Source organism: Stenotrophomonas sp. Steno-Z4 (assembly GCF_056393145.1).
Genome location: NZ_JBWJPC010000009.1, coordinates 68,897 through 91,381, shown reverse-complemented (window position 1 = coordinate 91,381; position 22,485 = coordinate 68,897). Strand labels below are relative to the sequence as shown.

Sequence of the window (22,485 nt, the reverse complement as noted above, 5' to 3'; positions counted from 1 at the left end):
CCACCTGCCTGCAAGGCTCCTTTCCATGAAACTGCATCGCCAACTCCTCACTGCGGCCGTGGCTGCTGCGCTGTTCGTGCCGGCCGCCCACGCTGAAGTGGCCATCGACGTGATCGGCGGCTCGGAGATCACCTTCGAAGGCCTGGTCCAGGCCGACGGCAACTGGTTCGACAACGATGTGACCGATCTCAACGGTGGCGATGCCGCCAACGGCAAGGACAGCGAATTCGAACTGCGTCGCGCCGAGCTGGTGCTGAAGGGCAAGGGCCCGGGCAACGTGGAATGGGTGGTCGGCTACGACGCCAAGGCCGACAAGTTCCTGGACACCAACGTCAAGTACAAGCTGGCCGGCAACGCCAACCACTTCGTGCAGCTGGGCCAGTTCAAGCAGCCCAACAGCCTGGAAGAGCTGTCCAGCACCAAGAACAACGACTTCATCTCCAAGGCTGCGGTCACCAACACCTACGCCGTGGCCCGCCGCCTCGGTGGCGCCTACAGCTTCGGCGACAACAACTGGTCGGTCACCGCCAGCGCCTTCGGCCGTGAGCTGACCCGCAACCTGGCCCACGGCAGCGGCTATGGCGCACGTGGCACCTGGGCGCCAATCAACGACAAGGGACAGGTCCTGCACTTCGGCCTGAGCTATGTCGACTACGACACCGACGCGGACACCCTGCGCGTGCGCGCCCGTCCGAACGCCGACCTGGCCACCGCACGCCTGGTCGACAGCGGCAACATGACCGACACCGACCGGGTCAAGACCATCGGTGCCGAAGCCATGTACATCGGCGGCCCGTTCAAGGCCCAGGCCGAGTACTACACCAGCGAAGCCAAGCGCATGACGCGCGACAACTACACCAGCGACGGCTTCTATGTCAGCGGGCTGTGGAACATCACCGGCGAGACCTGGGGTTACAAGAGCGGCGTGCCGACCACCGGCCTGCCGGACGAACCGGGCCGTGGCATGTGGCAGCTGGGCGCGCGCTATGATTCGATGAACCTGGATGATGGCCATCTGAACGCCAACCCGGTTGCCGGTCGTCCGCCGATCGTGGACGGCGTGCTGGGCGGCAAGATGGATATCTGGACCGTCGGCGTGAACTACTACTGGCGCTCCAACACCAAGTTCGCCCTCAACTACGTGATGGTGGACAGCAAGAAGTACAGCTCGGCCACGCGCACCTTCGTCAACGACGACCCGAACATCCTGGAAGCGCGCCTGCAGTTCTTCTGGTAAGTCCTGATGTAATTGTGTGATGGAGGGGCGCAGCTTGGGCTGCGCCCCTTTTTCGTTCCGGTTCCATGCGTTACCGGACGTTGAGCCGTTCACTGCAGTCGTCTGGCGACCGACCCTACGCCGCACACCGCCATCGCACGTGAGCGCGTAGAGCCACGCCCTGCGTGGCTGGAACTGCCGACCAACGGTGTCACGGTTGCGTCATATGACAGTCGCTGCGCTGTCACGGAACCGTTATGCAATAGGCACCGGGCGGGAAACCCCGCACCACCATCCATCCCAGGAGCCACCCCGTGATCCACGCCTTCAAGTCGCGCGCCGCTGTTGCCGTCCTCGCCGCGTCCTCCGTGTTCGCCGCCAATGCCGCCGATGTGACCGGCGCGGGCGCATCGTTCATCTATCCGGTCATGTCCAAGTGGTCGGCCGACTACAGCACCGCGACTGGCAAGAAGGTCAACTACCAGTCCATCGGCTCGGGTGGTGGTATCGCCCAGATCAAGGCGGCCACGGTGGACTTCGGTTCGTCCGATGCCCCGTTGAAGCCGGAAGATCTGGCCGCGGCCGGCCTGGCCCAGTTCCCGTCGGTAATCGGCGGCGTGGTGCCGGTGATCAACGTGGCCGGCATCGCCCCGGGTGCGCTGAAGCTCGATGGCGTGACCCTGGCCAACATCTTCCTGGGCAAGGTCAAGACCTGGAACGACCCGGCCATCGCCGCCCTCAACCCGGGCGTGAAGCTGCCCGACGGCAAGATCACCGTCGTGCACCGCTCGGACGGTTCGGGCACCACCTTCAACTTCGTCAACTACCTCTCCAAGGTCAACCCGGAGTGGAAGTCCAAGGTCGGCGAAGGCACCTCGGTCCAGTGGCCGGTCGGCATCGGCGGCAAGGGCAATGAAGGCGTTGCCGCGTACGTGAAGCAGATCAAGGGTGGCATCGGCTACGTCGAACTGTCCTACGCGCTGCAGAACAAGATGTCTTACGCCGCGATGAAGAACGCGTCGGGCAAGGTCGTGCTGCCGAGCGACGAGTCGTTCGCCGCCGCTGCCGCCAGCGCCGACTGGGCCAACGCCAAGGACTTCTACCTGGTCATGACCAACGCCCCGGGCGCCGAAGCGTGGCCGATCACCGCCACCAACTTCATCCTGGTCCGCAAGCAACCCAAGAACGTCAACAGCGCCAAGGCGACCCAGGAGTTCTTCCGCTGGATCTACAAGAGCGGCGATGCCCAGGCCAAGCAGCTGGACTACGTGCCGCTGCCGGACGCCCTGGTCAAGCAGATCGAGACCTACTGGTCGCAGAACCTGAAATATTGATTTTAGGGGGTCACGGCCAAAGGTCGTGACCTACCAGGCAACGGTGTCGCCAGGCTCTCTCTCCCCCTGGCGGCACCACCGGCGCGGATCGAAAGGTCCGCGCTTTTTTTTTTAATCTGCCGCGAGCGTTGAGGGCCCCGCCGCGACCGGTAGGCCCCTGTGCAAATGTCCCCCGGCGTCGGCCTGCGGCCGGCCCCTCCTCCTTTAATTTGCCAGGGACCTACCGGCCGCGACGGGGCTCGGCTTGCGGTTGGCAGGGAAAAGCGGACACCACGGTGCAACGCCGGTGGATCGAGCGCCGGGGCGCCATGCCCTTGGAGGCGAATTAAAGGAGGAGGTGTCGGCCGCAGGCCGACGCCGGGGGACATTCGCCGGAAAGGGTGTGGCGCCCCGGCGCTCGATCCACCGGCACCCGCTGTAGCCCCCGCCAGCCCTTGCCCCACGGGCCTCGAGCGTGCCCCCGGTCACGACGTCATCAAGCTGTAACAAAAACATCATTTCATAGCAGCGTCAGCCGGCAAGACCGGCCCCCTATCCCGCTACGGAGTGACGCATGAAACTGCATACGGCCGGCTTCGCCGCCCTTTCCCTGGCCATCGCGCTGGGCCTGTCCGCCTGCAAGCCGGCCGCCGAAGGCCAGGCTAACGCCCCGGCAGAAGGCGCGCCCGCCGCTGCTCCGGCCGCCGGCGACAAGCTGACCGCCGAGATTTCCGGCGCCGGCGCCTCCTTCATCTTCCCGCTGGTCTCCAAGTGGTCGGCCGACTACAACGCCGCCACTGGCGCCAAGGTCAACTATCAGTCGATCGGTTCGGGTGGCGGTATCGCCCAGATCAAGGCCGGCACGGTCGACTTTGGTTCTTCCGACAAGCCGCTGTCCAGCGAAGAGCTCGCCCAGGCCGGCCTGGGCCAGTTCCCGTCCGCCATCGGCGGCGTTGTCCCGGTGGTGAACATCGACGGCCTGGAAGCCGGCAAGCTGCGCCTGAGCGGCCCGCTGCTGGCCGATATCTTCCTGGGCAAGGTCAAGACCTGGAACGACCCGGCCATCGTGGCCGCCAACCCGGGCGTGAAGCTGCCGGACGGCAAGATCACCCTGGTCCACCGTTCGGACGGCTCGGGCACCACCTTCAACTTCTCCAACTACCTGTCCAAGGTCAGCCCGGACTGGAAGAGCAAGGTCGGCGAAGGCACCTCGGTGCAGTGGCCGGACGGCGTGGGTGGCAAGGGCAATGAAGGCGTGGCCTCGTACGTGAAGCAGATCAAGGGCTCGATCGGCTACGTCGAACTGGCCTACGCGCTGCAGAACGGCATGCCGTATGCCTCGATGCAGAACGCCGCCGGCAACTGGGTGCAGCCGACCGCGGAAACCTTCGGTGCCGCCGCAGCCAGCGCCGACTGGGCCAGCGCCAAGGACTTCAACCTGGTCATCACCAACGCCCCGGGCGACCAGGCGTGGCCGATCACCGCCACCAATTTCATGCTGATGCACAAGCAGGCCAAGGATGCCAAGCGCAGCAAGGACACCCTGGCGTTCTTCAAGTGGGCCTTCGAGAACGGCCAGGCCCAGGCCAATGAACTGCACTACGTGCCGCTGCCGGCGGAACTGGTGAAGCAGATCGAAGGTTACTGGACCGCTGAATTCAAATGATGCAACCCAGGCCCGCGCGCTGCGCGGGCCTGCCCCCTACCTAACGGGCCCCAGCCTTACCCATGAATGCCATCGCCCAGCCTGTTCCCGCACCGTCCACCCGCGACCTGCGTGACGCCCGCAATGACAAACTGTTCCGGTGGGTGCTGATCGCCACCGTCGTCCTGGTCCTGGTCGCCCTGGCCTGCGCCGCGCTCTCGATGCTGTGGGGCGGCCGCCATGCCCTGCAGGAGCAGGGCCTGAGCTTCTTCTATTCTTCCGACTGGAATCCGGTGGAGAACAAGTTCGGTGCGCTGGCACCGATCTACGGCACGTTGGTCACCGCCCTGATCGCGATGCTGATCGCGGTGCCGGTGAGCTTCGGCATCGCCTTCTTCCTCACCGAAGTGGCCCCGCGCTGGATGCGCGGCCCGGTCGGTACCGCCATCGAACTGCTGGCCGGCATCCCCTCGATCATCTACGGCATGTGGGGCCTGTTCGTGCTGGTTCCGGTGATGACCGAGTACGTTACCCCGACCCTCAATGAAACCCTGGGCGAATGGCCGATCATCGGCCCGCTGTTCCAGGGCCCGCCGCTGGGCATCGGCGTGCTGACCGCCGGCTTCGTGCTGGCGATCATGGTCATTCCGTTCATCTCCTCGGTAATGCGCGAAGTGTTCCTGACCGTGCCGACCCGCCTGAAGGAATCGGCCTACGCGCTGGGCTCCACCAAGTGGGAAGTAAGCTGGGACATCGTGCTTCCCTACACGCGCTCGGCCGTGATCGGCGGCATCTTCCTCGGCCTGGGCCGTGCGCTGGGTGAAACCATGGCCGTGGCCTTCGTGATCGGCAACAGCGTGCGCCTGTCGCCCTCGCTGCTGGAACCGGGCACCACCATCGCCGCGCTGATCGCCAATGACTTCGGCGAGGCCACCGAGACCTACCGCTCGGCGCTGCTGCTGCTCGGCTTCGTGCTGTTCATCGTAACGTTCGTGGTGCTGGCAATCGCCCGCCTGATGCTGATGCGCCTGTCCCGCAAGGAGGGCAACTGATGAGCACCGCCGTCGCCAACAACCCGCAGCCGCTGTACCTGCGCCGCCGCATCGTCAACATCGTCGCGCTGCTGCTGTCCTGCCTGACCGCGCTGTTCGGCCTGTTCTTCCTGGGCTGGATCCTGTTCACCCTGGCCTCCAAGGGCCTGCCCGGGATCAACCTGGACCTGTTCACCAAGATGACCCCGCCGCCCATGCAGGAAGGCGGCCTGGCCAATGCCTTCTTCGGCAGCGCGGTGATGTGCGCGCTGGCGATCGCCATCGGCACGCCGCTGGGCGTGCTGGCCGGCACCTGGCTGGCCGAGTACGGCAACTTCCGCAAGGCAGGCACGGTGGTGCGTTTTGTCAACGACATCCTGCTCTCGGCACCGTCCATCGTGCTGGGCCTGTTCGTGTACACCCTGTACGTGATGCAGACCGGCGGCCAGTTCTCGGCCTTCGCCGGCGCGCTGTCGCTGTCCTTCATCGTGCTGCCGGTGGTGGTACGCACCACCGATGAAATGCTGCGCCTGGTGCCCTCGCAGATGCGCGAAGCGGCCCTCTCGCTGGGCATCCCGCAGTGGAAGGTCACCGTGCAGGTGCTGTACCGCAGCGCCGCCGCCGGCATCGTCACCGGCATCCTGCTCGCCCTGGCACGCATCTCCGGCGAAACCGCGCCGCTGCTGTTCACCGCCTTCGGCAACCAGTACTGGAACAGCAACGTGTTCCAGCCGATGGCGAGCGTGCCGGTGGTGATGAACCAGTTCGCCGGCAGCCCCTACGAATCCTGGCAGACGCTGGCCTGGGCAGGCGCCCTGGTGCTGACCCTGTTCGTGCTGCTGGTAAGCCTTTCGGCGCGCGGCATCCTGCTGCGCAACCGTATCTCCCATGACTGACCTTTCCGCGGACACCGCCATGAACGACCTCACCAATGCCGTGCCGATGCAGCGCATCGCGGTGCCGGCCTCGCATGAATCGCTGGGCAACCCGGCGCCGATCAAGCTGGCCGCCCGTGGCCTGGATTTCTACTACGACAAGTTCCATGCACTGAAGAACATCAGCCTGGAAGTGCCCGAGAAGCGCGTCACCGCGCTGATCGGTCCATCCGGCTGCGGCAAGTCCACCCTGCTGCGCATCTTCAACCGCATCTACGCGTTGTACCCGAAGCTGGAAGCGCGCGGCGAAGTGCTGCTGGATGGTGAGAACATCCTCTCGCCCAAGTACCCGATGAACCGCCTGCGCAGCAAGGTCGGCATGGTGTTCCAGAAGCCGGTGCCGTTCCCGATGACCATCTTCGAGAACGTCGCCTACGGCATCCGCCACCACGAAAAGCTGTCCAAGGCGGACATGAACGACCGCGTCGAACATGCGCTGCGCCAAGGTGCGCTGTGGGACGAAGTGAAGGACAAGCTCGGCCAGAGCGCGCTGGGCCTGTCCGGTGGCCAACAGCAGCGCCTGTGCATCGCCCGTGCCGTGGCCCTGCGCCCGGACGTGCTGCTGCTCGACGAGCCAACCTCGGCGCTGGACCCGATCTCCACCAGCCGCATCGAGCAGCTGGTGGAAGAGCTCAAGCACGACTACACCATCGTGATCGTGACCCACAACATGCAGCAGGCCGCGCGCGTGTCCGACTACACCGCCTTCATGTACCTGGGCGACCTGATCGAACACGACCGCACCGAAGTGATCTTCTCGCAGCCGAACAAGCAGCAGACCGAGGATTACATCACCGGGCGGTTCGGCTGAGCCAGGCCGCTTGCGCGACGATGCCACCAACCAGACAATCGAGCACATCACAATGAACATTCCGAACGACCACATCGTCAAGAGCTACGACGAAGAACAGCAGCGGCTGGTGGCCGAAATCGTGCGCATGGGCGAAATGTCCGTAGCGCAGCTGGAAGCGGCGCTGGACGTGATCGAGCGCCGCGACGACAACGCTGCCCAGCGCATCATCGCCAACGATGAGGCGATCGACAGCCTGGAGCAGCAGATCAGCCATGACGTGATGCGCCTGGCGCTGCGCGGCCCGATGGCGCGCGACCTGCGCGAGATCCTGGCCGGCCTGCGCATCCCGGCCGACATCGAGCGGATCGGCGACTATGCGGCCAACGTCGCCAAGCGCTCGATCGCGCTGAGCAAAGTGCCGCCGCTGCCGCAGATCCAGGGCCTGCGGTCGCTGGGCCGGCTGGCCGCCCAGCAGGTGCGGCGTGCCATCGAGGCCTACCGCGACAACGACGCCGCCGCCGCGCTGGCGCTGCGCGAGGACGATGCCCGGCTGGACGCGCAGTACACCGCGCTGTTCCGCGAGCTGCTGACCTACATGATGGAAGACCCGCGCAACATCACCCCGTGCACCCACCTGCTGTTCATGGCCAAGAACCTGGAACGCGTGGGCGACCACGCCACCAACATCGCCGAGAACGTGTGGTTCCTGGTGCACGGCGAGCAGGCGCTGCCGCCGCGCGAGAAGCGCGACGAGACCAGTACCGAGCGCCTGTAAGCACGCGCCGGGGCGTGTTACACGCCGATACAGGCCGATACTGCGTATCGGCCTTTTTTAATTGCCTATTCAGCTGAAAAATTCCACTCTGGACCTGCGTTCCACCCCACCGCTCCAGAGGGCCTGCACCATGAAACGTTTCCTCGCCGCTACGCTGTCGCTGACCCTGCTTGCCGCGACCGGTTCCGCCTTCGCCGCCCCGCCCCACCATGACGACCGCGACAACCGCGACCGCCATGACCAGCGCGATGACCGCAAACATGGCCCGTCGCGCGGGCACGACCGCCACGATCCGCCGCGCCGTGGCGGCCACCTGGACAAGGATCATCGTGGCGCGTACGTAAGCGACTACAGGCGCCACGGCCTGCATGCGCCCAAGCGCGGCCAGCAGTGGCGCAAGGTAGATGACCGCTACGTGCTGATCGCGGTCGCCACCGGCCTGATCGCCGACGTGGTGCTCAACGGCCGTTGATTCACTGGCGACAGCCCAGTCCACGCGACGCGCCGGGTCCTCCCGGCGCGTCTGCGTTTGCGGCCGGGTCATCGCCGTCCCGGGGTGTCGCGAACATCCGGTAATGTCGCGAACGCACCATTGGTACTGAATCGCCCCTGTCTCAGATCGGCGACCCGCGCATCCTTGCGGCCCCGCGCACGCTCTTATCCTGTGCCACGTTGAACAGGATCCGCCGACCGCATGCACCGCCTCTGCCCGCACGAACTTGCCGCCGCCCATCGCGGCGACCGCGCCGCGCTGGACCGCGTCCTGCGCCATTCGCGCCAGCACCTGCGCCGCTATGCCGAGTACCACTGCGTCATCAACGATGTTGAGGACGCGGTGCAGGAAAGCCTGATCACCGTTTCACGACGGTTGTGCGACCTGCGCCTGGTCGAGTGTTTCACCTCGTGGGCGTTCCGCATCGTCAAGCGCGAGTGCAACCGGCTCAAGCGTGCGCGCTGCCAGTGGCGGCACGAAGAACTGCGCGAGGAGATCCTGCCGCCGGCCCAGCGCGACAACCTGGACCTGCGCCGCGATTGCGCCGCTGCGCTCGAATCGCTGCCCGCCCATTACCGCGAAGTGATCCTGCTGCGCGACCTGGAGGGGTTGTCGATCGCCGAACTGGCCGCACGGTTGGCCACCACCCCCGAAACCATCAAGGCCCGGCTGCACCGCGCCCGCGTCATGGCCCGCGAGTACCTGGCCTGATGTTCCCCGCGTGCCGGCAATCCGGCATGCTTCCCCGGCAACACCCCTGCCCATGAAAGGGCATTACAAGGAGCTTTGCGCATGACCCTCTCCACCAAACACGCTTCCCTGCTGGCCTGTGCCGCGCTTGCCGGCGGCCTCGGCCTGGCCGGGACCGCCTCGGCCCTGTCGATGACCGACCTGGCCCAGGGCTACGCCCTGGCTGCCCAGGCCGCGCCCAAAGCCGATTCCAAGACGGCCGAAGGCAAATGCGGCGAAGGCAAGTGCGGTGCCGACAAGGCCACCTCGCATGCTGCCGAAAAGAAGCCCGCGGAGGGCAAGTGTGGCGAAGGCAAGTGTGGCGCCGACAAGACCAAGGCCAAGCCTGCGCCTGCCGCCAAGAAGACCGCCGAAGGCAAGTGCGGCGAAGGCAAGTGCGGTGCCGGGCACTGATCCGCGCACCCGCGTGAGCCCTGCACGCCCACTGCCGTTGCCTGCAACGGCGGTGGGACTGGGGCTGCGCCGCGCCCTGCTCGATGACCTGGAACAGGCACCGCCGGGCGATTTCGATTTCCTCGAGTGCGCGCCGGAGAACTGGATCGGGCTGGGCGGCGTGATGGGCGAGCGCCTGCGCGGGCTCAGCGCGCGCCATCCCCTGACCTGCCATGGACTGTCACTGTCGCTGGGCGGCAGCGCGCCGCTGGACGTGGCGTTCATCGACCAGGTCGGGCGTTTCCTGGACGCACACGGTGTGCGCCTCTACAGCGAACACCTGAGCTACTGCAGCGACGACGGCCACCTGTATGACCTGCTGCCGCTGCCGTTCACCGACGAGGCCATCCGCCACACCGCGGCCCGCATCGCACAGGTGCAGGACCGGCTGGGCCGGCGCATCGCAGTGGAGAATGTATCCACCTACCTCACCCCGCATGCGGCGATGAGCGAACTGGCATTCACCACGGCGGTGCTGCAGGAAGCGGACTGCGACCTGCTGCTGGACGTCAACAATGTCTACGTCAACGCCATCAACCATGGCTTCGACCCGGTCGCGTACATCGACGGCCTGCCTGCCGAACGCATCGTCTGCCTGCATGTGGCCGGGCACTTCGATGAAGCCGATGACCTGAAGATCGACACCCATGGCAGCCCCGTGGTGGGGCCGGTGTGGGCGCTGCTGGAACATGCCTGCGCCCGGTTCGGCCCGCGTCCTGGCCTGCTCGAACGCGACTTCAACCTGCCGCCGTATGCCGAACTGCAGGCGGAGCTGCGGCAGATGCGCCGCATCCTGGATGCGGCGGCATGAGCGACCTGTTGCGTGACCAGCAGTTCGCCCTGACCCGCCACCTGCGCGATCCGGCGCATGAACCGTCGCCTCCCGACCTGGAGCCGCGGCGGCTGCAGATCTACCGCGATCTGCTGTTCAACAACCTGCAGGCGCTGCTGGGCAGCAGTTTCCCGGTACTGCTGCAGATGCTGGACGGCGCGGAATGGCAGGCGCTGTGCCGGCGCTACTTCATCGAGCACCGCTGCGCCTCGCCGTTGTTCACCGAGGTCGCTGCCGAGTTCGTGCAGTGGCTGCAGCGGCAGGACACGCTGCCGCGTCCGTTCCTGGCCGAGCTGGCGCATTACGAATGGGTGGAACTGGCCTTGCAGTCGCAGGATGCGCTGCCGCTCGAACCGCCTCGTCCGGATATCGATGCCTGGCGCTGCCTGCTGCAGCGTTCCCCGTTGGCATGGCCTTTGGCGTACCAGTGGCCGGTGCAGCAGATCGGGGCAGCCTTCCAGCCGGTGGACCCGCCGCCCGAACCGACCTTCCTGCTGGCACGCCGGCTGGCCGATGGCCGCATCGTGTTTTCGCAGCTCAGCCCGTTGGCGTGGCAGCTGCTGATCCAGATGCAGGCCCCCGGACACCGCAGCGGCGCCGCGCACCTTGCGCAGCTGGCCGAGGCGAATGGACTGGACGCGGCCGGGCTGGAACCGGCCGGACGTGCCCTGTTGGCGCAGTTGCTCGCGACCGGCGTGATCGGTCCTGCCCGGTCCCCAACCCACGGCTGAACGATGCCGCCGGCGCCCGCATCGTTCATCGCGCGCTGGCCCTCTTCAAGGGACCTCCACTTACCGGGCTGTCCCCATGCATTTCCCCCGCTGCCTTGCCTCCACCCTGCGCCCCCGTCTTGATGGACTCGGCGCCTGGCTTGCGCCACTGGGACTGCGCGTGCTGCTGGCCTGGGAATATCTGGAATCCGGGCTGGAGAAATGGCGCGGGGTGAACTGGTTCGACAACGTGCAATCGAACTTTCCGCTGCCACTGCGCTGGTTGCCGGCCGAGTTCAATTGGCAGGCGGCGACGTGGATCGAACTCATCGGCGGCATCTGCCTGCTGCTGGGCGTGGCCACCCGGGCCACCGCCGCGCTGTTGATCGGGCTGACGGTAGTGGCGACCGCTGCCGTCCATTGGCCTGCGCAGTGGGACTCGCTCGCCTCGCTGGCGCAGGGCTATGCGATCAGCGACCAGGGCCAGGGCAACTTCAAGCTGCCGCTGTTGTTCGTCGCCATGCTGCTGCCGCTGCTGCTGCAGGGTGCCGGGCGGCTGAGCGTGGATGGCTGGCTGCTCCGGGATCCGCGCGGCCGGGCCGACGCGCTGGCCTGGGGCGGATTGGCGCTGGCCGCCGCCTGGCCGCTGGGGTGGCTGCTGCCGGGTCCGGCCCTGGTGTTGGCCACAGTTGGCACCGCCTTGCTTGGCGTGGCGGTCTGGCACCGCCGCCATGGGACGGTCAGGCCGCTCTGCTAAACTCGCTGCATGACTCAAGACCCCACCCAGACCACCGGCGCGCCGGTGGCCGCTGAAGACATGCCCTCTGCCGCCCAGCGCATGATGGCGACCCGCTTCCGTGGCTTCCTGCCGGTGGTGGTGGATGTGGAAACCGGCGGCTTCGACAGCCAGCGCCATGCGCTGCTGGAGATCGCCGCGGTGCCGATCGAAATGGACGACAACGGCCTGCTCTTTCCCGGGCAGACCGCCAGCGCCCACGTGGTGCCGGCCGAAGGGCTGGACATCGACCCGAAGTCGCTGGAGATCACCGGCATCATCCTCGACCATCCGTTCCGGCTGGCCAAGGCGGAAAAGGACGCGCTGGACCACATCTTCGCGCCGGTGCGCGCGGCGGTGAAGAAGTACGGCTGCCAGCGCGCCATCCTGGTCGGCCACAACGCGCACTTCGACCTGGGCTTCATCAATGCGGCGGTGAACCGGGTCGGGCACAAACGCAACCCGTTCCACCCCTTCAGCGTGTTCGACACGGTGACCATGGCCGGCATCGCCTATGGCCAGACCGTGCTGGCACGGGCGGCCACGGCTGCCGGTCTTGGGTGGGATGCGGAAGAAGCGCATAGCGCGGTGTATGACACCGAGCAGACCGCCAAGCTGTTCTGCAAGATCGCCAACGCCTGGCCGCGCCCCTGATCAGCCGATCGCGGTGCGGTCGCGGCCTTCGCTCTTGGCACGGTACAGCGCGCGGTCGGCGCGCTGGTAGAGCAGCATCGGGGTGCGGTCCCCGGCCTCCAGTTCGACCAGCCCGGCGCTGAAGGTCACCTGCAGGCCAGGTACGCCAGCCCAGTCCGGATGGTCATGGAACAGCCCGCGCAGGCGCGCGCAGACCTGTGCCGCTTCGGCCAGGCGGGTGTCGTTGAGCAGCAGCGTGAATTCCTCACCGCCGGTGCGCGCGGGCATGTCCGAATCACGGCAGGCCGACGCGATCACCCGCGCCACTTCGGTCAGCACCACGTCGCCCACGCTGTGGCTGTGCTGGTCGTTCACTTCCTTGAAGTGGTCGATGTCCAGCACCACCAGGCACAGCGGGTGGCCGCTGCGTTGCGAGCGGGCGAAGTCGCGCGCCAGCGCTTCGTCGAACGCGCGGCGGTTGGGCAGCCCGGTCAGCGCATCCTCGCGCGCCTGCCGCTCGAACTGTTCGGCCTGCACTGCCAAACGCGCGGCCAGCTGGGTCTTCTCTTCGTTCAACGCCTGCAGGCTGGCGGTCTGCGCCTTGAGGTCGCGGGTGGCGGCATCGACCTTGCGTGCCAGGCGTACGTTGCTGGCCTTGTAACGCTTGATCAGGTAGCGGTACAACGCCACCAGCCCGGCCAGCAGCAGCAGGCCACAGACGAACTGCACGCTGCGCCGCTGCCACAGGAACGGTTCCACCGTGAACGACCACACCGCCTCGCTGTCGCCCCAGGCGCCGCCCGGGTGGGCCGCGGACACGTGCAGGGTGTAATCGCCCGGCGGCAGGCCGATGAACTCCACGCTGCGCTGCTGGCCGCGTTCGATCCACGCGCTGTCCAGGCCTTCCAGCCGGGTGCGGTAGCGGATGCGTTCGGACATGAGATAGCTCAGGCCCACGTAGCTGATGCTGAGCCGGCGACCACCGGGCAGCGTGTTGTGGTTGGCGCCCTGCCAGTGCAGCGGCACGCCATCGACCAGCACCGTTTCGATCGCCGCCGGCGGCGCCAGCCGTTCGCGGAAGCGCTGCAGGCGCAGCGGGTCCACCGTGCTGAGGCCGCCGGCGGTAACCACCCAGAACGTGCCGTCCTGGCGCAGGATCGCCGAGGGGCCGGAGCTGCCGTTGGCCTGCGAATTGGCCATGCCGTCGATTTCGTTGTAATGCTCGACCTCGATCCGCCGCGTGCGCCCGTCGGCCACGTCGTTGAGCATGGCCATGTCGGTGCGCAGCACGCCACGGTTGCTGCTGATCCAGACGTTGCCGACCCGGTCCGGTACCAGCTGGAACACGGTATCGACCGGCATGCCCTGCTCCAGCCCCACCCGCGACAGGGTACCGTCCTGGTAGCGATAGAGGCCGCGGTCGCTGCTGATCCACATCGCATCGCCGATCTGCTGGAAACCGAACACACTGCGACCGCCGCCCAGCGGAGCCAGGTCGATGCGCTGCACATGGTCGCCGCGCAGCACGCTGATGCCTTCGATGGTGCCCACCCACAGGTCGCCTTCGGCATCGTGGGCCAGCGCGGTGACCAGGCCGGTGGGCATGCCCGGCACCATCGGCACGGTTACCCCATTGGCATCGAGCCGGGCGACGCCCTTCTGGGTACCGGCCCATACAGCGCCTTCGCGATCCACGCTCATCGCGCGGATGTTGCCGCCGAGCAGGCCGTCGTCGGCACCGTAGCTGCGCAGCATGCGGCCCTGCCCGTCCAGGTGCAGGATGCCGTCTCCAAACGTCCCCACCCACAACCCGCCTGCATGGTCCTGGGCCAGGCTCAGCACCGACGGTGTCTTGCCGCCGCGGTTGCGCAGCGGCACCGGATGGAACACGCCCTGTGCGTCGCGCCGGTCCAGGCCACTGGCACTGCCCACCCACAGCTGGCGGTCACGGTCTTCCAGCACGGTGCGCACGTAATCGCCGCTGAGCCCGTCACGCTCGGTGAAACTGCTGAACAGCGTTTCGCGCAACCGGTACAGGCCGCCGTTGGCACCGACCCAGATGCTGCCTTCGGCGTCTTCGCGCAGGCTCACCACCCTGCCCCCGGGCAGTGAAAGCCCGGCCGGCAGGCGCTCCACTCCGTGCCGCGACAGGCGCAGCAGCCCCTGGTTTTCGGTCCCCAGCCACAGGTCGCCGTGGCGGTCCTGCAGCATCGAGGTGATGTGCATGCCCGGGGCCAGGCGGTGCTGCAACTGCGGCATGCCATCGAGCATGCGGTAGATGCGCTCGCCAGCCACGATCCACAGCACGCCGTCGGGTGCGCGGTACGGCCACACCAGGCCGTGGCCGAGGCCGTAGCTCTCCGGTGCGCGGCGCAGCACGCCGTCGGTGCCGCGCACCACCAGGCCGTCCAGCGTGCCCACCCAGACCCGGTCCTGCGCATCCACCACCAGCTTGGTGAAGCTCATGGCCATCGGCACGTCGGCCGGCGGCTTCTGGTAGTCGAAGTGGCCGTCGCGGGTCAGGCTGCCGATGCCATTGCCCTCATACAGCAGCCAGAGCCGGCCATGGCTGTCCATCTGCATGGCCTGGATCAGCACCTGCGGGGCCGGCGGCTGGTGTGCGAACACCTGCCAGCGGCCGTCGGCGCTGCGCCGGGTGACGTTGCCGCGCGAATCGCTGATCCACAGCCCGCCCTCGCGGTCGACGAACAGCGCGCCCACCCCGTTGTCGCGCAGGCCCGGCCGGGTGCTGCGGTCGAACACGGTGAAGTCCAGCCCGTTGTAGCGCACCAGCCCTTCCCAGGTGGCGAACCACAGGTGGCCCTCCGGCGTCTGCGCGATGTCACGCAGCGAGTTGTGCGGCAGGCCGTTGCGCGAGGTCCAGACATCGATGGCGTAGTCGCGCAGCGGCGGGGGACCATCCTGCGCGGCCGATGTGGCCGGTACCCCGAACACCAGGCACAGCAACACCAGCGCCAGGCACAGGCGCTGCACGGTCACTACTGCATGTACCGGCCGCCACCGGTTCCCGCCTCCCCCTTGGCTCATCCGTCAGGATCCGCCAGGGGCGCGGGAAGGGCACGGCGCGGACAGCGCGGCGCCGGGGTGGAAACCAGCCAGATCGGGCGCACTCATGCGGCGAATACGGGCGGGGGTTGCCCATAGTAGGCAAAACCGCGCCCGTTTGCCTCCTGTGCGATCAGCCGGCGCGGGGTGCCGGCGGGCGCGGTGGCGCCGGCCAGTGCACGACGGCCTCCAGCCCGCCCTGCGGATGGTTGCGCAGGCGCAGGGTGGCGCCGTCCTTCTCGGCCAGCGCGCGGGCGATGGTCAGCCCCAGCCCGGCCCCGCCCGTCGCCCGCGAGCGCGAGGTTTCCAGGCGCACGAACGGGTCGAACACGGTTTCCAGGTCGTCCTCGGCCAGGCCCGGACCGCTGTCGCGCACCCGTACCCGCACCCCGTCCGCGCCCTGCTCGACCCGCACCCGGGCCGTGCCGCCGTAGCCCAGCGCGTTGTCCATCAGGTTGGAAAACAGCCGGTGCATGGCCAGCGGGCGCAGCATCAGCACCGCGCCACTGCCCTGCTCGAAGCGGGCGTCGGCGCCGGCCTCGACCGCGTCCTCGACGAGGCTTTCCAGCAGCGAATCCAGGTCCAGCGCGGCACGTGGCTCGGCGCTCTCGGCGCTGCGGGCCAGTTCCAGGCCCTCGCGGATGAGCGCCTGCATCGCACCCAGGTCGCCGATCAGGCGCTCGCGCAGGGCTTCGTCGGTTACGTTTTCCAGCCGCAGCCGCAGGCGGGTCACTGGCGTCTGCAGGTCATGGGTGATCGCCGCCAGCATCTGGGTGCGCTCACCCAGCGTGCGCTGCAGGCGCTTCTGCATCGCGTTGAAGGCTTCGGCGGCGCGGCGTACTTCCAGCGGCCCGGTCACCGGCAATGGCGCACGCTGCAGGTCGTCGCCCAGCTCGGCCGCGGCCGAGGCCAGCCGCTGCAGCGGCGCGCTGGCAATGCGCGCAACCACGTAGGCCAGCACGCCGATCGCCAGCACCAGCAGGGTCAGGAACAGCGGGTCCACCGCGAGGATGCCGTTGTGGGCGATGGCCGGCGATTCCAGCGCCAGCGACAGCACCGTGCCATCGCTGAGCGGGACCTGCACCGCGCGGCACTTGGGCGGGATGAAGGCCGGGTCCCGTTCGTGCGGCGGCCGGCGCCGCTGCTGCTGCGGAGGGGGCGGCAACAGTTCCTGCGCCTTGGGCAGGCACGAACGGAACGAGGTGAAATGCACGGTGGCATGCGCCACCGGGCCCGGGCGGTCGTCGAGGATGCCCATCAACGCCGCATCCTCGCGCCCCAGCCGCGCCCCTTCGGGCAGGCTGCGCACCGCCGGCCCGCCCACCGTCAGCAGCCGGTCGCGCAGTTCCGGGTCGCCGTCGAGCATGTTGACGAAGCCCTGCAGCCGATCGGCGATGCGGTTGAGGTTCTGCCGCTCGAATTCCTGCTGCCGCTTGGCACTGGCCAGCATGGTGGCACCGACGGCCGCCACGCTCATGCCCAGCAGCAGGATCACGAACAGCCGACCGACCATCGACGCGAAGAAGCGGCGCAGGCGCATCATTCCAGCGTGACCGCCGTGGCCAGCACATAGCCTTCATTGCGCACGGTCTTGATCAGGCCGTCGCTGCCGCCGTCATCGGCCAGCTTGTTGCGCAGCCGGCTGACCTGCAGGTCGATCGCACGGTCCTGCGATTCGTAGCTGCGCCCGCTGCTGAGCGACACCAGCTGCTCACGCGAGAGCACCTTGTTGGCATGCCCGACGAACACCCGCAGCAGCCGGAACTCGGCACCGGACAGCACCACCACGCGCCCATCCGGGTCGACCAGATGGCGGTGCTCCAGGTCGAAGATCCAGTGCGAGAAGCGCGCGCGGCGGATCGCCAAGGGTTCCAGGTTGGCCGGCAGCGCTTCGGTCCGGCGCAGCACGTTGCGGATGCGCGCGAGCAGTTCGCGAGGTTCGAACGGCTTGCCCAGGTAGTCGTCTGCGCCCATTTCCAGGCCGAGCACGCGGTCGATCGGTTCGCTGCGTGCGGTGAGCATGATCACCGGCGTGGTCGAGCGCGCGCGCAGGTCGCGGCACAGGGTCAGGCCATCCTCGCGCGGCAGGTTGAGGTCGAGCACGATCAGGTCCACGTGCTCGCGTTCCAGCACCTGGCGCATGCCCTGGCCATCGCTGGCGGTGCTGACCTGGTAGCCGGCACGACCGAGCTGTTCGGCCAGCAGCTGGCGGATGTCGTTGTCGTCATCGACGATCAGCAGGCGTTGCATCGTAGTGGTGTTCTCCATGCGGCGATGATCCCCTGTCGGGAGCTGAACCGCATCCTCTGGTTTGCGTATGCATGTTTCAAGGCATGCACACGATACAGAAGGACACGTCGGACCGGGGCGTGGTTACGTGCTGTTACATGCCGTGCGTTGAGCCCTCCACAGGCGCTCTTCACAATGCTGACAACGCCGCACGCCGGCCTGTCGAGTTGACGATCATCGTGAAGTCCCGCCTGCCTACCACCCGTCGCGGCCGCGTGCTGCTGTTGATCGCCCTGGCCCTGCTGGTGTGCGGCATTGTCGCATGGACCCTGCGCAAGCCGGGCGCCCCCACCCTGGCCACCAGCCCGGTGACCCGTGGCGACCTGGAACAGACCGTGGAAGCCACCGGCGTGATCGATGCCTACAAGCTGGTCAGCGTGGGTGCGCAGGCCTCGGGCCAGATCAAATCGCTGAAGGTGCAGCTGGGCGATACCGTCAGGCAGGGCGACCTGATCGCCGAGATCGACGCCACCACCCAGCGCAACGCCGTGCTCAACGCGCAGGCATCGCTGGACCAGGTCACCGCCCAGCGCGCGGTGCAGCAGGCCACCCTGCGCCAGGCCGAACTGGAATTCGCGCGTCAGCAGGAAATGCTGGCGGCCGAAGCCACCTCGCGTGCGGAGTTCGACAGCGCCGAGGCCGCGCTCAAGACCGCCCGTGCGCAGGTCAAGGCCTATGACGCGCAGATCCAGGGCCGCCAGACCGAGCTGGGCACCGCCAATGCCAACCTCGCCTACACCCGCATCACCGCGCCGATGGACGGCACCGTGGTCGCGGTGGTGGCCGAAGAAGGCCGCACCGTGAATGCCAACCAGACCGCACCGACCATCGTGATGCTGGCGCGGCTGGACCTGGTGACGGTCAATGCCGAGGTCTCCGAAGCGGACGTGGTCAAGATCAAGGCCGGCATGCCGGTGTACTTCACCACGCTGGGCGACCCGGATCGCAAGTACCAAGCCACACTGCGCCAGATCAATCCGGCGCCGTCGTCGATCGCCAGCGACAGTTCCAGCAGTTCCAGTTCGTCCAGTTCCAGCTCCAGTACGGCGGTGTATTACAACGCCCTGTTCGACGTGGAGAACCCGGACGGCACGCTGCGCATCGACATGACCGCGCAGGTGTCGGTGCTGCTCAAGCAGGCCAAGGGCGTGCTGGTCATTCCGTCGGTGGCGCTGGGGCCGAAATCGCGCGATGGCCAATACGTGGTGCGCGTGGCCGATGCCGATGGCATGCCGCAGCCGCGCAAGGTCAGGATCGGCATCAACACCGGTTCCAGCGTCGAGGTGCTGTCTGGGCTGAAGGAAGGCGAGAAGGTCGTGGTCGGCGAAGGCAGCGCCACCCCGGCCGCGTCCGGCAGCGGCAACCGCGGTGGCGCGCAGATGCGCATGGGTGGCCCGGGCATGGGGCCGCGTCGATGAAGACCGCTCCCACGGGCGCGCCGCTGCTGCGGCTGCGCGACCTGCGCCGCGAATTCCCGGCCGGCGACGAAACCATTGCCGTACTGCGCGACGTCAACCTGGACATCGCCGCCGGCGAGATGGTGGCCATCGTCGGCCAGTCCGGCTCGGGCAAGTCGACGCTGATGAACATCCTCGGCTGCCTGGACCGCCCCACCCGCGGCAGCTACCAGGTGGCCGGCCGTGAGACCGGCAGCATGCTGCCGGACGAACTGGCCGAACTGCGCCGCGAACATTTCGGCTTCATCTTCCAGCGCTACCACCTGCTCGGCGACCTCGACGCACGCGGCAACGTGGAAGTGCCATCGGTGTATGCCGGCAGCCCGGCGCCGGTGCGCAGCGCGCGCGCCGAACAGCTGCTGCAGCGGCTGGGCTTGGGCGACCGCATGCGGCACAAGCCAGGCCAGCTGTCCGGTGGCCAGCAGCAGCGCGTGTCGATCGCGCGGGCGCTGATGAACGGTGGCGAGGTGATCCTGGCCGACGAGCCGACCGGCGCGCTGGACACCAGATCCGGCGAAGAGGTGATGGGCATCCTCGGCGAGCTGCATGCCGAAGGCCACACCATCATCATCGTCACCCACGACATGTCGGTGGCCGAGCACGCCCAGCGCATCATCGAGATCCGCGACGGCGAGATCATCGCCGACCGCGTCAATCCCAAGGCACCCAGCTACCGTGCGCAACGCACGCCGACCGTGGCCGCCACCAAAGGCCACAGCTGGCGTGCCGCCCGCGACCGCTTCACCGAAGCATTCCGGATGGCGCTGCTGGCAATGAACGCGCATCGCCTGCGCACCTTCCTGACCATGCTCGGCATCATCATCGGCATCGCCTCGGTGGTATCGGTGGTGGCGATGGGCAACGGCTCGCAGCAGCAGATCCTGCAGAACATCAGCGCGCTGGGCACCAACACCATCGACGTCTACCCCGGGCGCGGCTTCGGCGACATGCGCTCGGCAAGAGTGCAGACGCTCAAGGCCAGTGATGCCGACGCGTTGTCGCGGCAGAGCTACATCGACAGCGTCACCCCCAGCGTGTCTTCGTCGGTCACCGCGCGCTACCGGAACCAGTCGGCCACGGCCCAGGTCAGCGGCGTGGGGGAGCAGTTCTTCCGGGTCAAGGGCGTGACCCTGAGCGCCGGCAGTTTCTTCGATGCCGATGCGGTGAAGGGGCTGGCGCAGGTGGCGGTGATCGATGAGAACACCCGCACCCAGTTCTTCCCCAACGGCGCCGACCCGGTCGGCCAGGTGATCCTGCTGGGCAACGTGCCGGTGCGCGTGATCGGCGTGGCCCAGCGCCAGAGCATGGGCTTTGGCAGCAGCACCAGCCTGTCGATCTGGGTGCCCTACACCACGGTGATGTCGCGCATGCTCGGCCAGAGCCATGTCTCCAGCATCACCGTGCGGGTGGACGATGCCACCCCGATGGATGCGGCGCAGGCCGCCATTTCCAGGCTGCTGGTCATGCGCCATGGCACGGAGGACTTCTTCCTCAGCAACAGCGCCGAGATCCGCGACACCATCGAGCAGACCACCCGCACGATGACGCTGCTGATCAGCGCCATCGCCGCCATCGCGCTGCTGGTCGGCGGGATCGGGGTGATGAACATCATGCTGGTGTCGGTCACCGAGCGCACCCGCGAGATCGGCGTACGCATGGCGGTGGGCGCGCGACAGAGCGACATCCGCCAGCAGTTCCTGATCGAAGCAGTGCTGGTCTGCCTGCTCGGCGGCCTGCTGGGCGTGGGCCTGTCGCTGGTGGTGGGCTGGGTGTTCGACACCTTCGCCCCTGATTTCAGGATGCTGTTCTCCACTGCCTCGATCGTGGCCGCGTTCGCGTGCTCCAGTCTGATCGGCGTGGCGTTCGGCTTCCTTCCGGCACGCAATGCGGCCCAACTCGATCCCGTGGAGGCGCTGGCGCGCGAATGAAGACGTCCATCCTGTTATCCACCACCCTGCTGCTGTCGGCCTGCGTCAGCACCGGCCAGTACCAGGTAGACCCGCCCAGCGTGCCGGCCGTGTACGGCCGTGGCGATGCGCAGCGCAACGCGCCTGTGGAAACCTCCAATGCACCCTCCCCGCTGCGGACCGACGTGCGCGACGACGCCTGGTGGACCGGCTTCGGCGACCCGCGGCTGGACCGCGTGATCGCGCGTTCGCTGCAGGCCAACACCGACCTGGCCTCGGCCGGGCTGGCGGTGCAGCGCGCACGCCTGCAGGCCGGGCTGAGCGACAACGCGCTGTGGCCGCAGCCGTCGGGCAGCGTCGGCAGCAGCGGCAATCGCCCGATCGACCAGGGCGCCGACTGGAACCGCAGCAGTTCGGCCGGGGTCTCGCTGCAGTGGGAAATCGACCTGTGGGGCCGACTGCGCACCCAGCGCGACATCGCGCAGTGGGAAGCCCAGGCCAGCGAGGAAGACCTGCAGAACACGGCACTGCTGGTGATCGGCGACGTGGCCACGCAGTACTGGACCCTGGCCTACCTCAACCAGTCCATCGCGGCCGGCGAAGCGAATCTGGTACGCCTGCAGCGTACCCGGGAACTGGTGCAGGCCCGCTTCACCGCCGGCGCGGTATCGCGGCTGGAAGTGCGCCAGGCCACCCAGCAGCTGGAAGCGCAGCGTGCCGCGCAGAGCGCGCTGGAGCAGCAGCGCGTGGCCAGCCGCAATGCGCTGACCGTGCTGCTGGATGGCCAGCCATGGCCGCAGGCCGACGAACCGCAGGCGCTGGACGGCGCCGGCAGCCCGGCCATCGCCGAAGGCCTGCCGGCCGACCTGCTGGGCCGGCGCCCGGACCTGCGCGCAGCCGAACTGCGCCTGCGCAACAGCCTGAAGAACATCAAGGTGACCGCCACCAGCTACTACCCGGCGTTGAGCCTGACCGGCGGGGTGAGCAGCGGCGCGACCACGCTGTCGGATGTGCTGAAGAACCCGGTGGCCTCCCTGGGTGCGGGGCTGTCGCTGCCGTTCCTCAACCTCCGCCAGGCGCAGTTGGATACCAAGATCGCCGGTACCGATTACCAGATCGCGGCCAACACCTTCCGGCGCACGCTGTACACGGCGCTGTCGGAGGTGGACAACGCGCTGTCCGCGCGCAGCCAGCTCGCCACCCAGGTGGCGGCGTCGCAGGCGTCGTATGACGAAGCGGTGCAGATCGAGCGCATGTACGAAGTGCGTTACCGGGTCGGCGCCACCGACCTGCGCACCTGGCTGGAAGCGCAGCAGACCCGGCGCGACGCCGAACTGTCGCTGGCGTCGGTGAAGCAGAAACAGCTGGTCAACGACGTGACGCTGTTCAAGGCGTTGGGGGGCAGCGCGGGGTGAACACCGCACGGCATTCAA

20 protein-coding genes are annotated in these 22,485 nt (G+C 67.7%); 17 read left to right on the top strand and 3 right to left on the bottom strand.

The window, feature by feature from the left end; genetic code table 11:
* Window positions 1–25: 25 nt before the first annotated feature.
* The 14 genes from AC06E7_RS18065 to rnt all read left to right on the top strand — a co-directional run bounded on the left by AC06E7_RS18065 (window position 26) and on the right by rnt (window position 12,354).
* Complete coding sequence (locus AC06E7_RS18065; RefSeq protein ID WP_068850595.1) at window positions 26–1,237, top strand: OprO/OprP family phosphate-selective porin; 1,212 nt, start codon at window positions 26–28, stop codon at window positions 1,235–1,237.
* Between the two features lie 293 nt (window positions 1,238–1,530).
* Window positions 1,531–2,550, top strand: coding sequence for a phosphate ABC transporter substrate-binding protein PstS (gene pstS / locus AC06E7_RS18060; protein ID WP_068850591.1), 1,020 nt, complete (start codon window positions 1,531–1,533; stop codon window positions 2,548–2,550).
* A gap of 553 nt (window positions 2,551–3,103) precedes the next feature.
* On the top strand, window positions 3,104–4,195 hold the full coding sequence (gene pstS / locus AC06E7_RS18055; RefSeq protein WP_210132228.1) for a phosphate ABC transporter substrate-binding protein PstS: 1,092 nt from the start codon (window positions 3,104–3,106) through the stop codon (window positions 4,193–4,195).
* Between the two features lie 62 nt (window positions 4,196–4,257).
* On the top strand, window positions 4,258–5,226 hold the full coding sequence (gene pstC, locus AC06E7_RS18050; protein WP_068850586.1) for a phosphate ABC transporter permease subunit PstC: 969 nt from the start codon (window positions 4,258–4,260) through the stop codon (window positions 5,224–5,226).
* Window positions 5,226–6,101: a phosphate ABC transporter permease PstA gene (pstA, locus tag AC06E7_RS18045; protein WP_095363776.1), complete on the top strand. Its 876-nt coding sequence runs from the start codon at window positions 5,226–5,228 to the stop codon at window positions 6,099–6,101. The genes pstC and pstA overlap by 1 nt, the downstream gene beginning before the upstream one ends.
* A 19-nt stretch (window positions 6,102–6,120) precedes the next feature.
* Complete coding sequence (gene pstB, locus AC06E7_RS18040) at window positions 6,121–6,951, top strand: phosphate ABC transporter ATP-binding protein PstB (protein ID WP_068854606.1); 831 nt, start codon at window positions 6,121–6,123, stop codon at window positions 6,949–6,951.
* 52 nt (window positions 6,952–7,003) lie between these two features.
* Window positions 7,004–7,708 (top strand): phosphate signaling complex protein PhoU, encoded by a 705-nt coding sequence (gene phoU, locus AC06E7_RS18035; RefSeq protein ID WP_068854604.1) that lies wholly within the window; start codon window positions 7,004–7,006, stop codon window positions 7,706–7,708.
* A gap of 130 nt (window positions 7,709–7,838) precedes the next feature.
* A complete protein-coding gene (locus tag AC06E7_RS18030; RefSeq protein ID WP_478065513.1) occupies window positions 7,839–8,180 on the top strand; it encodes an RcnB family protein in 342 nt (113 codons plus the stop codon).
* Window positions 8,181–8,402: 222 nt separating this feature from the next.
* Window positions 8,403–8,912, top strand: a complete 510-nt coding sequence (locus tag AC06E7_RS18025; protein ID WP_068850579.1) for an RNA polymerase sigma factor — start codon at window positions 8,403–8,405, stop codon at window positions 8,910–8,912.
* 81 nt (window positions 8,913–8,993) lie between these two features.
* Entirely contained in the window at window positions 8,994–9,344 is a 351-nt protein-coding gene (locus AC06E7_RS18020; RefSeq protein WP_478065512.1) for an HvfA family oxazolone/thioamide-modified RiPP metallophore, read from the top strand.
* Complete coding sequence (locus AC06E7_RS18015; RefSeq protein ID WP_478065511.1) at window positions 9,331–10,194, top strand: HvfB family MNIO-type RiPP peptide maturase; 864 nt, start codon at window positions 9,331–9,333, stop codon at window positions 10,192–10,194. The genes AC06E7_RS18020 and AC06E7_RS18015 overlap by 14 nt, the downstream gene beginning before the upstream one ends.
* Window positions 10,191–10,946, top strand: a complete 756-nt coding sequence (locus tag AC06E7_RS18010) for an HvfC family RiPP maturation protein (protein ID WP_217537345.1) — start codon at window positions 10,191–10,193, stop codon at window positions 10,944–10,946. Before AC06E7_RS18015 ends, AC06E7_RS18010 begins: the two co-directional genes overlap by 4 nt.
* A gap of 76 nt (window positions 10,947–11,022) precedes the next feature.
* Window positions 11,023–11,682, top strand: a complete 660-nt coding sequence (locus AC06E7_RS18005) for an HvfX family Cu-binding RiPP maturation protein (protein WP_478065510.1) — start codon at window positions 11,023–11,025, stop codon at window positions 11,680–11,682.
* Between the two features lie 84 nt (window positions 11,683–11,766).
* Complete coding sequence (gene rnt / locus AC06E7_RS18000; RefSeq protein WP_068854601.1) at window positions 11,767–12,354, top strand: ribonuclease T; 588 nt, start codon at window positions 11,767–11,769, stop codon at window positions 12,352–12,354.
* Here the strand turns inward: rnt and AC06E7_RS17995 are convergent, their stop codons facing one another.
* The 3 genes from AC06E7_RS17995 to AC06E7_RS17985 all read right to left on the bottom strand — a co-directional run bounded on the left by AC06E7_RS17995 (window position 12,355) and on the right by AC06E7_RS17985 (window position 17,649).
* Window positions 12,355–15,312 carry a two-component regulator propeller domain-containing protein gene (locus tag AC06E7_RS17995; RefSeq protein ID WP_478065526.1) on the bottom strand — a complete coding sequence of 986 codons (2,958 nt, stop codon included), beginning with the start codon at window positions 15,310–15,312 and terminating at the stop codon, window positions 12,355–12,357.
* 220 nt (window positions 15,313–15,532) lie between these two features.
* A complete protein-coding gene (locus AC06E7_RS17990) occupies window positions 15,533–16,942 on the bottom strand; it encodes an ATP-binding protein (RefSeq protein ID WP_478065509.1) in 1,410 nt (469 codons plus the stop codon).
* Window positions 16,939–17,649, bottom strand: coding sequence for a response regulator (locus AC06E7_RS17985; protein ID WP_095363782.1), 711 nt, complete (start codon window positions 17,647–17,649; stop codon window positions 16,939–16,941). Before AC06E7_RS17985 ends, AC06E7_RS17990 begins: the two co-directional genes overlap by 4 nt.
* A gap of 218 nt (window positions 17,650–17,867) precedes the next feature.
* Here AC06E7_RS17985 and AC06E7_RS17980 point away from each other — a divergent pair, with 218 nt between their 5' ends.
* Genes AC06E7_RS17980 through AC06E7_RS17970 form a run of 3 tightly spaced genes read left to right on the top strand, consistent with a single transcriptional unit; the run spans window position 17,868 to window position 22,467 of the window.
* A complete protein-coding gene (locus tag AC06E7_RS17980; protein WP_478065508.1) occupies window positions 17,868–19,106 on the top strand; it encodes an efflux RND transporter periplasmic adaptor subunit in 1,239 nt (412 codons plus the stop codon).
* The gene (locus tag AC06E7_RS17975) at window positions 19,103–21,073 is read left to right on the top strand and encodes a MacB family efflux pump subunit (protein WP_307107199.1); all 1,971 of its coding nucleotides are present in this window, start codon (window positions 19,103–19,105) and stop codon (window positions 21,071–21,073) included. Before AC06E7_RS17980 ends, AC06E7_RS17975 begins: the two co-directional genes overlap by 4 nt.
* Window positions 21,070–22,467 carry a TolC family protein gene (locus tag AC06E7_RS17970; RefSeq protein WP_478065507.1) on the top strand — a complete coding sequence of 466 codons (1,398 nt, stop codon included), beginning with the start codon at window positions 21,070–21,072 and terminating at the stop codon, window positions 22,465–22,467. Before AC06E7_RS17975 ends, AC06E7_RS17970 begins: the two co-directional genes overlap by 4 nt.
* Window positions 22,468–22,485: the final 18 nt, after the last annotated feature.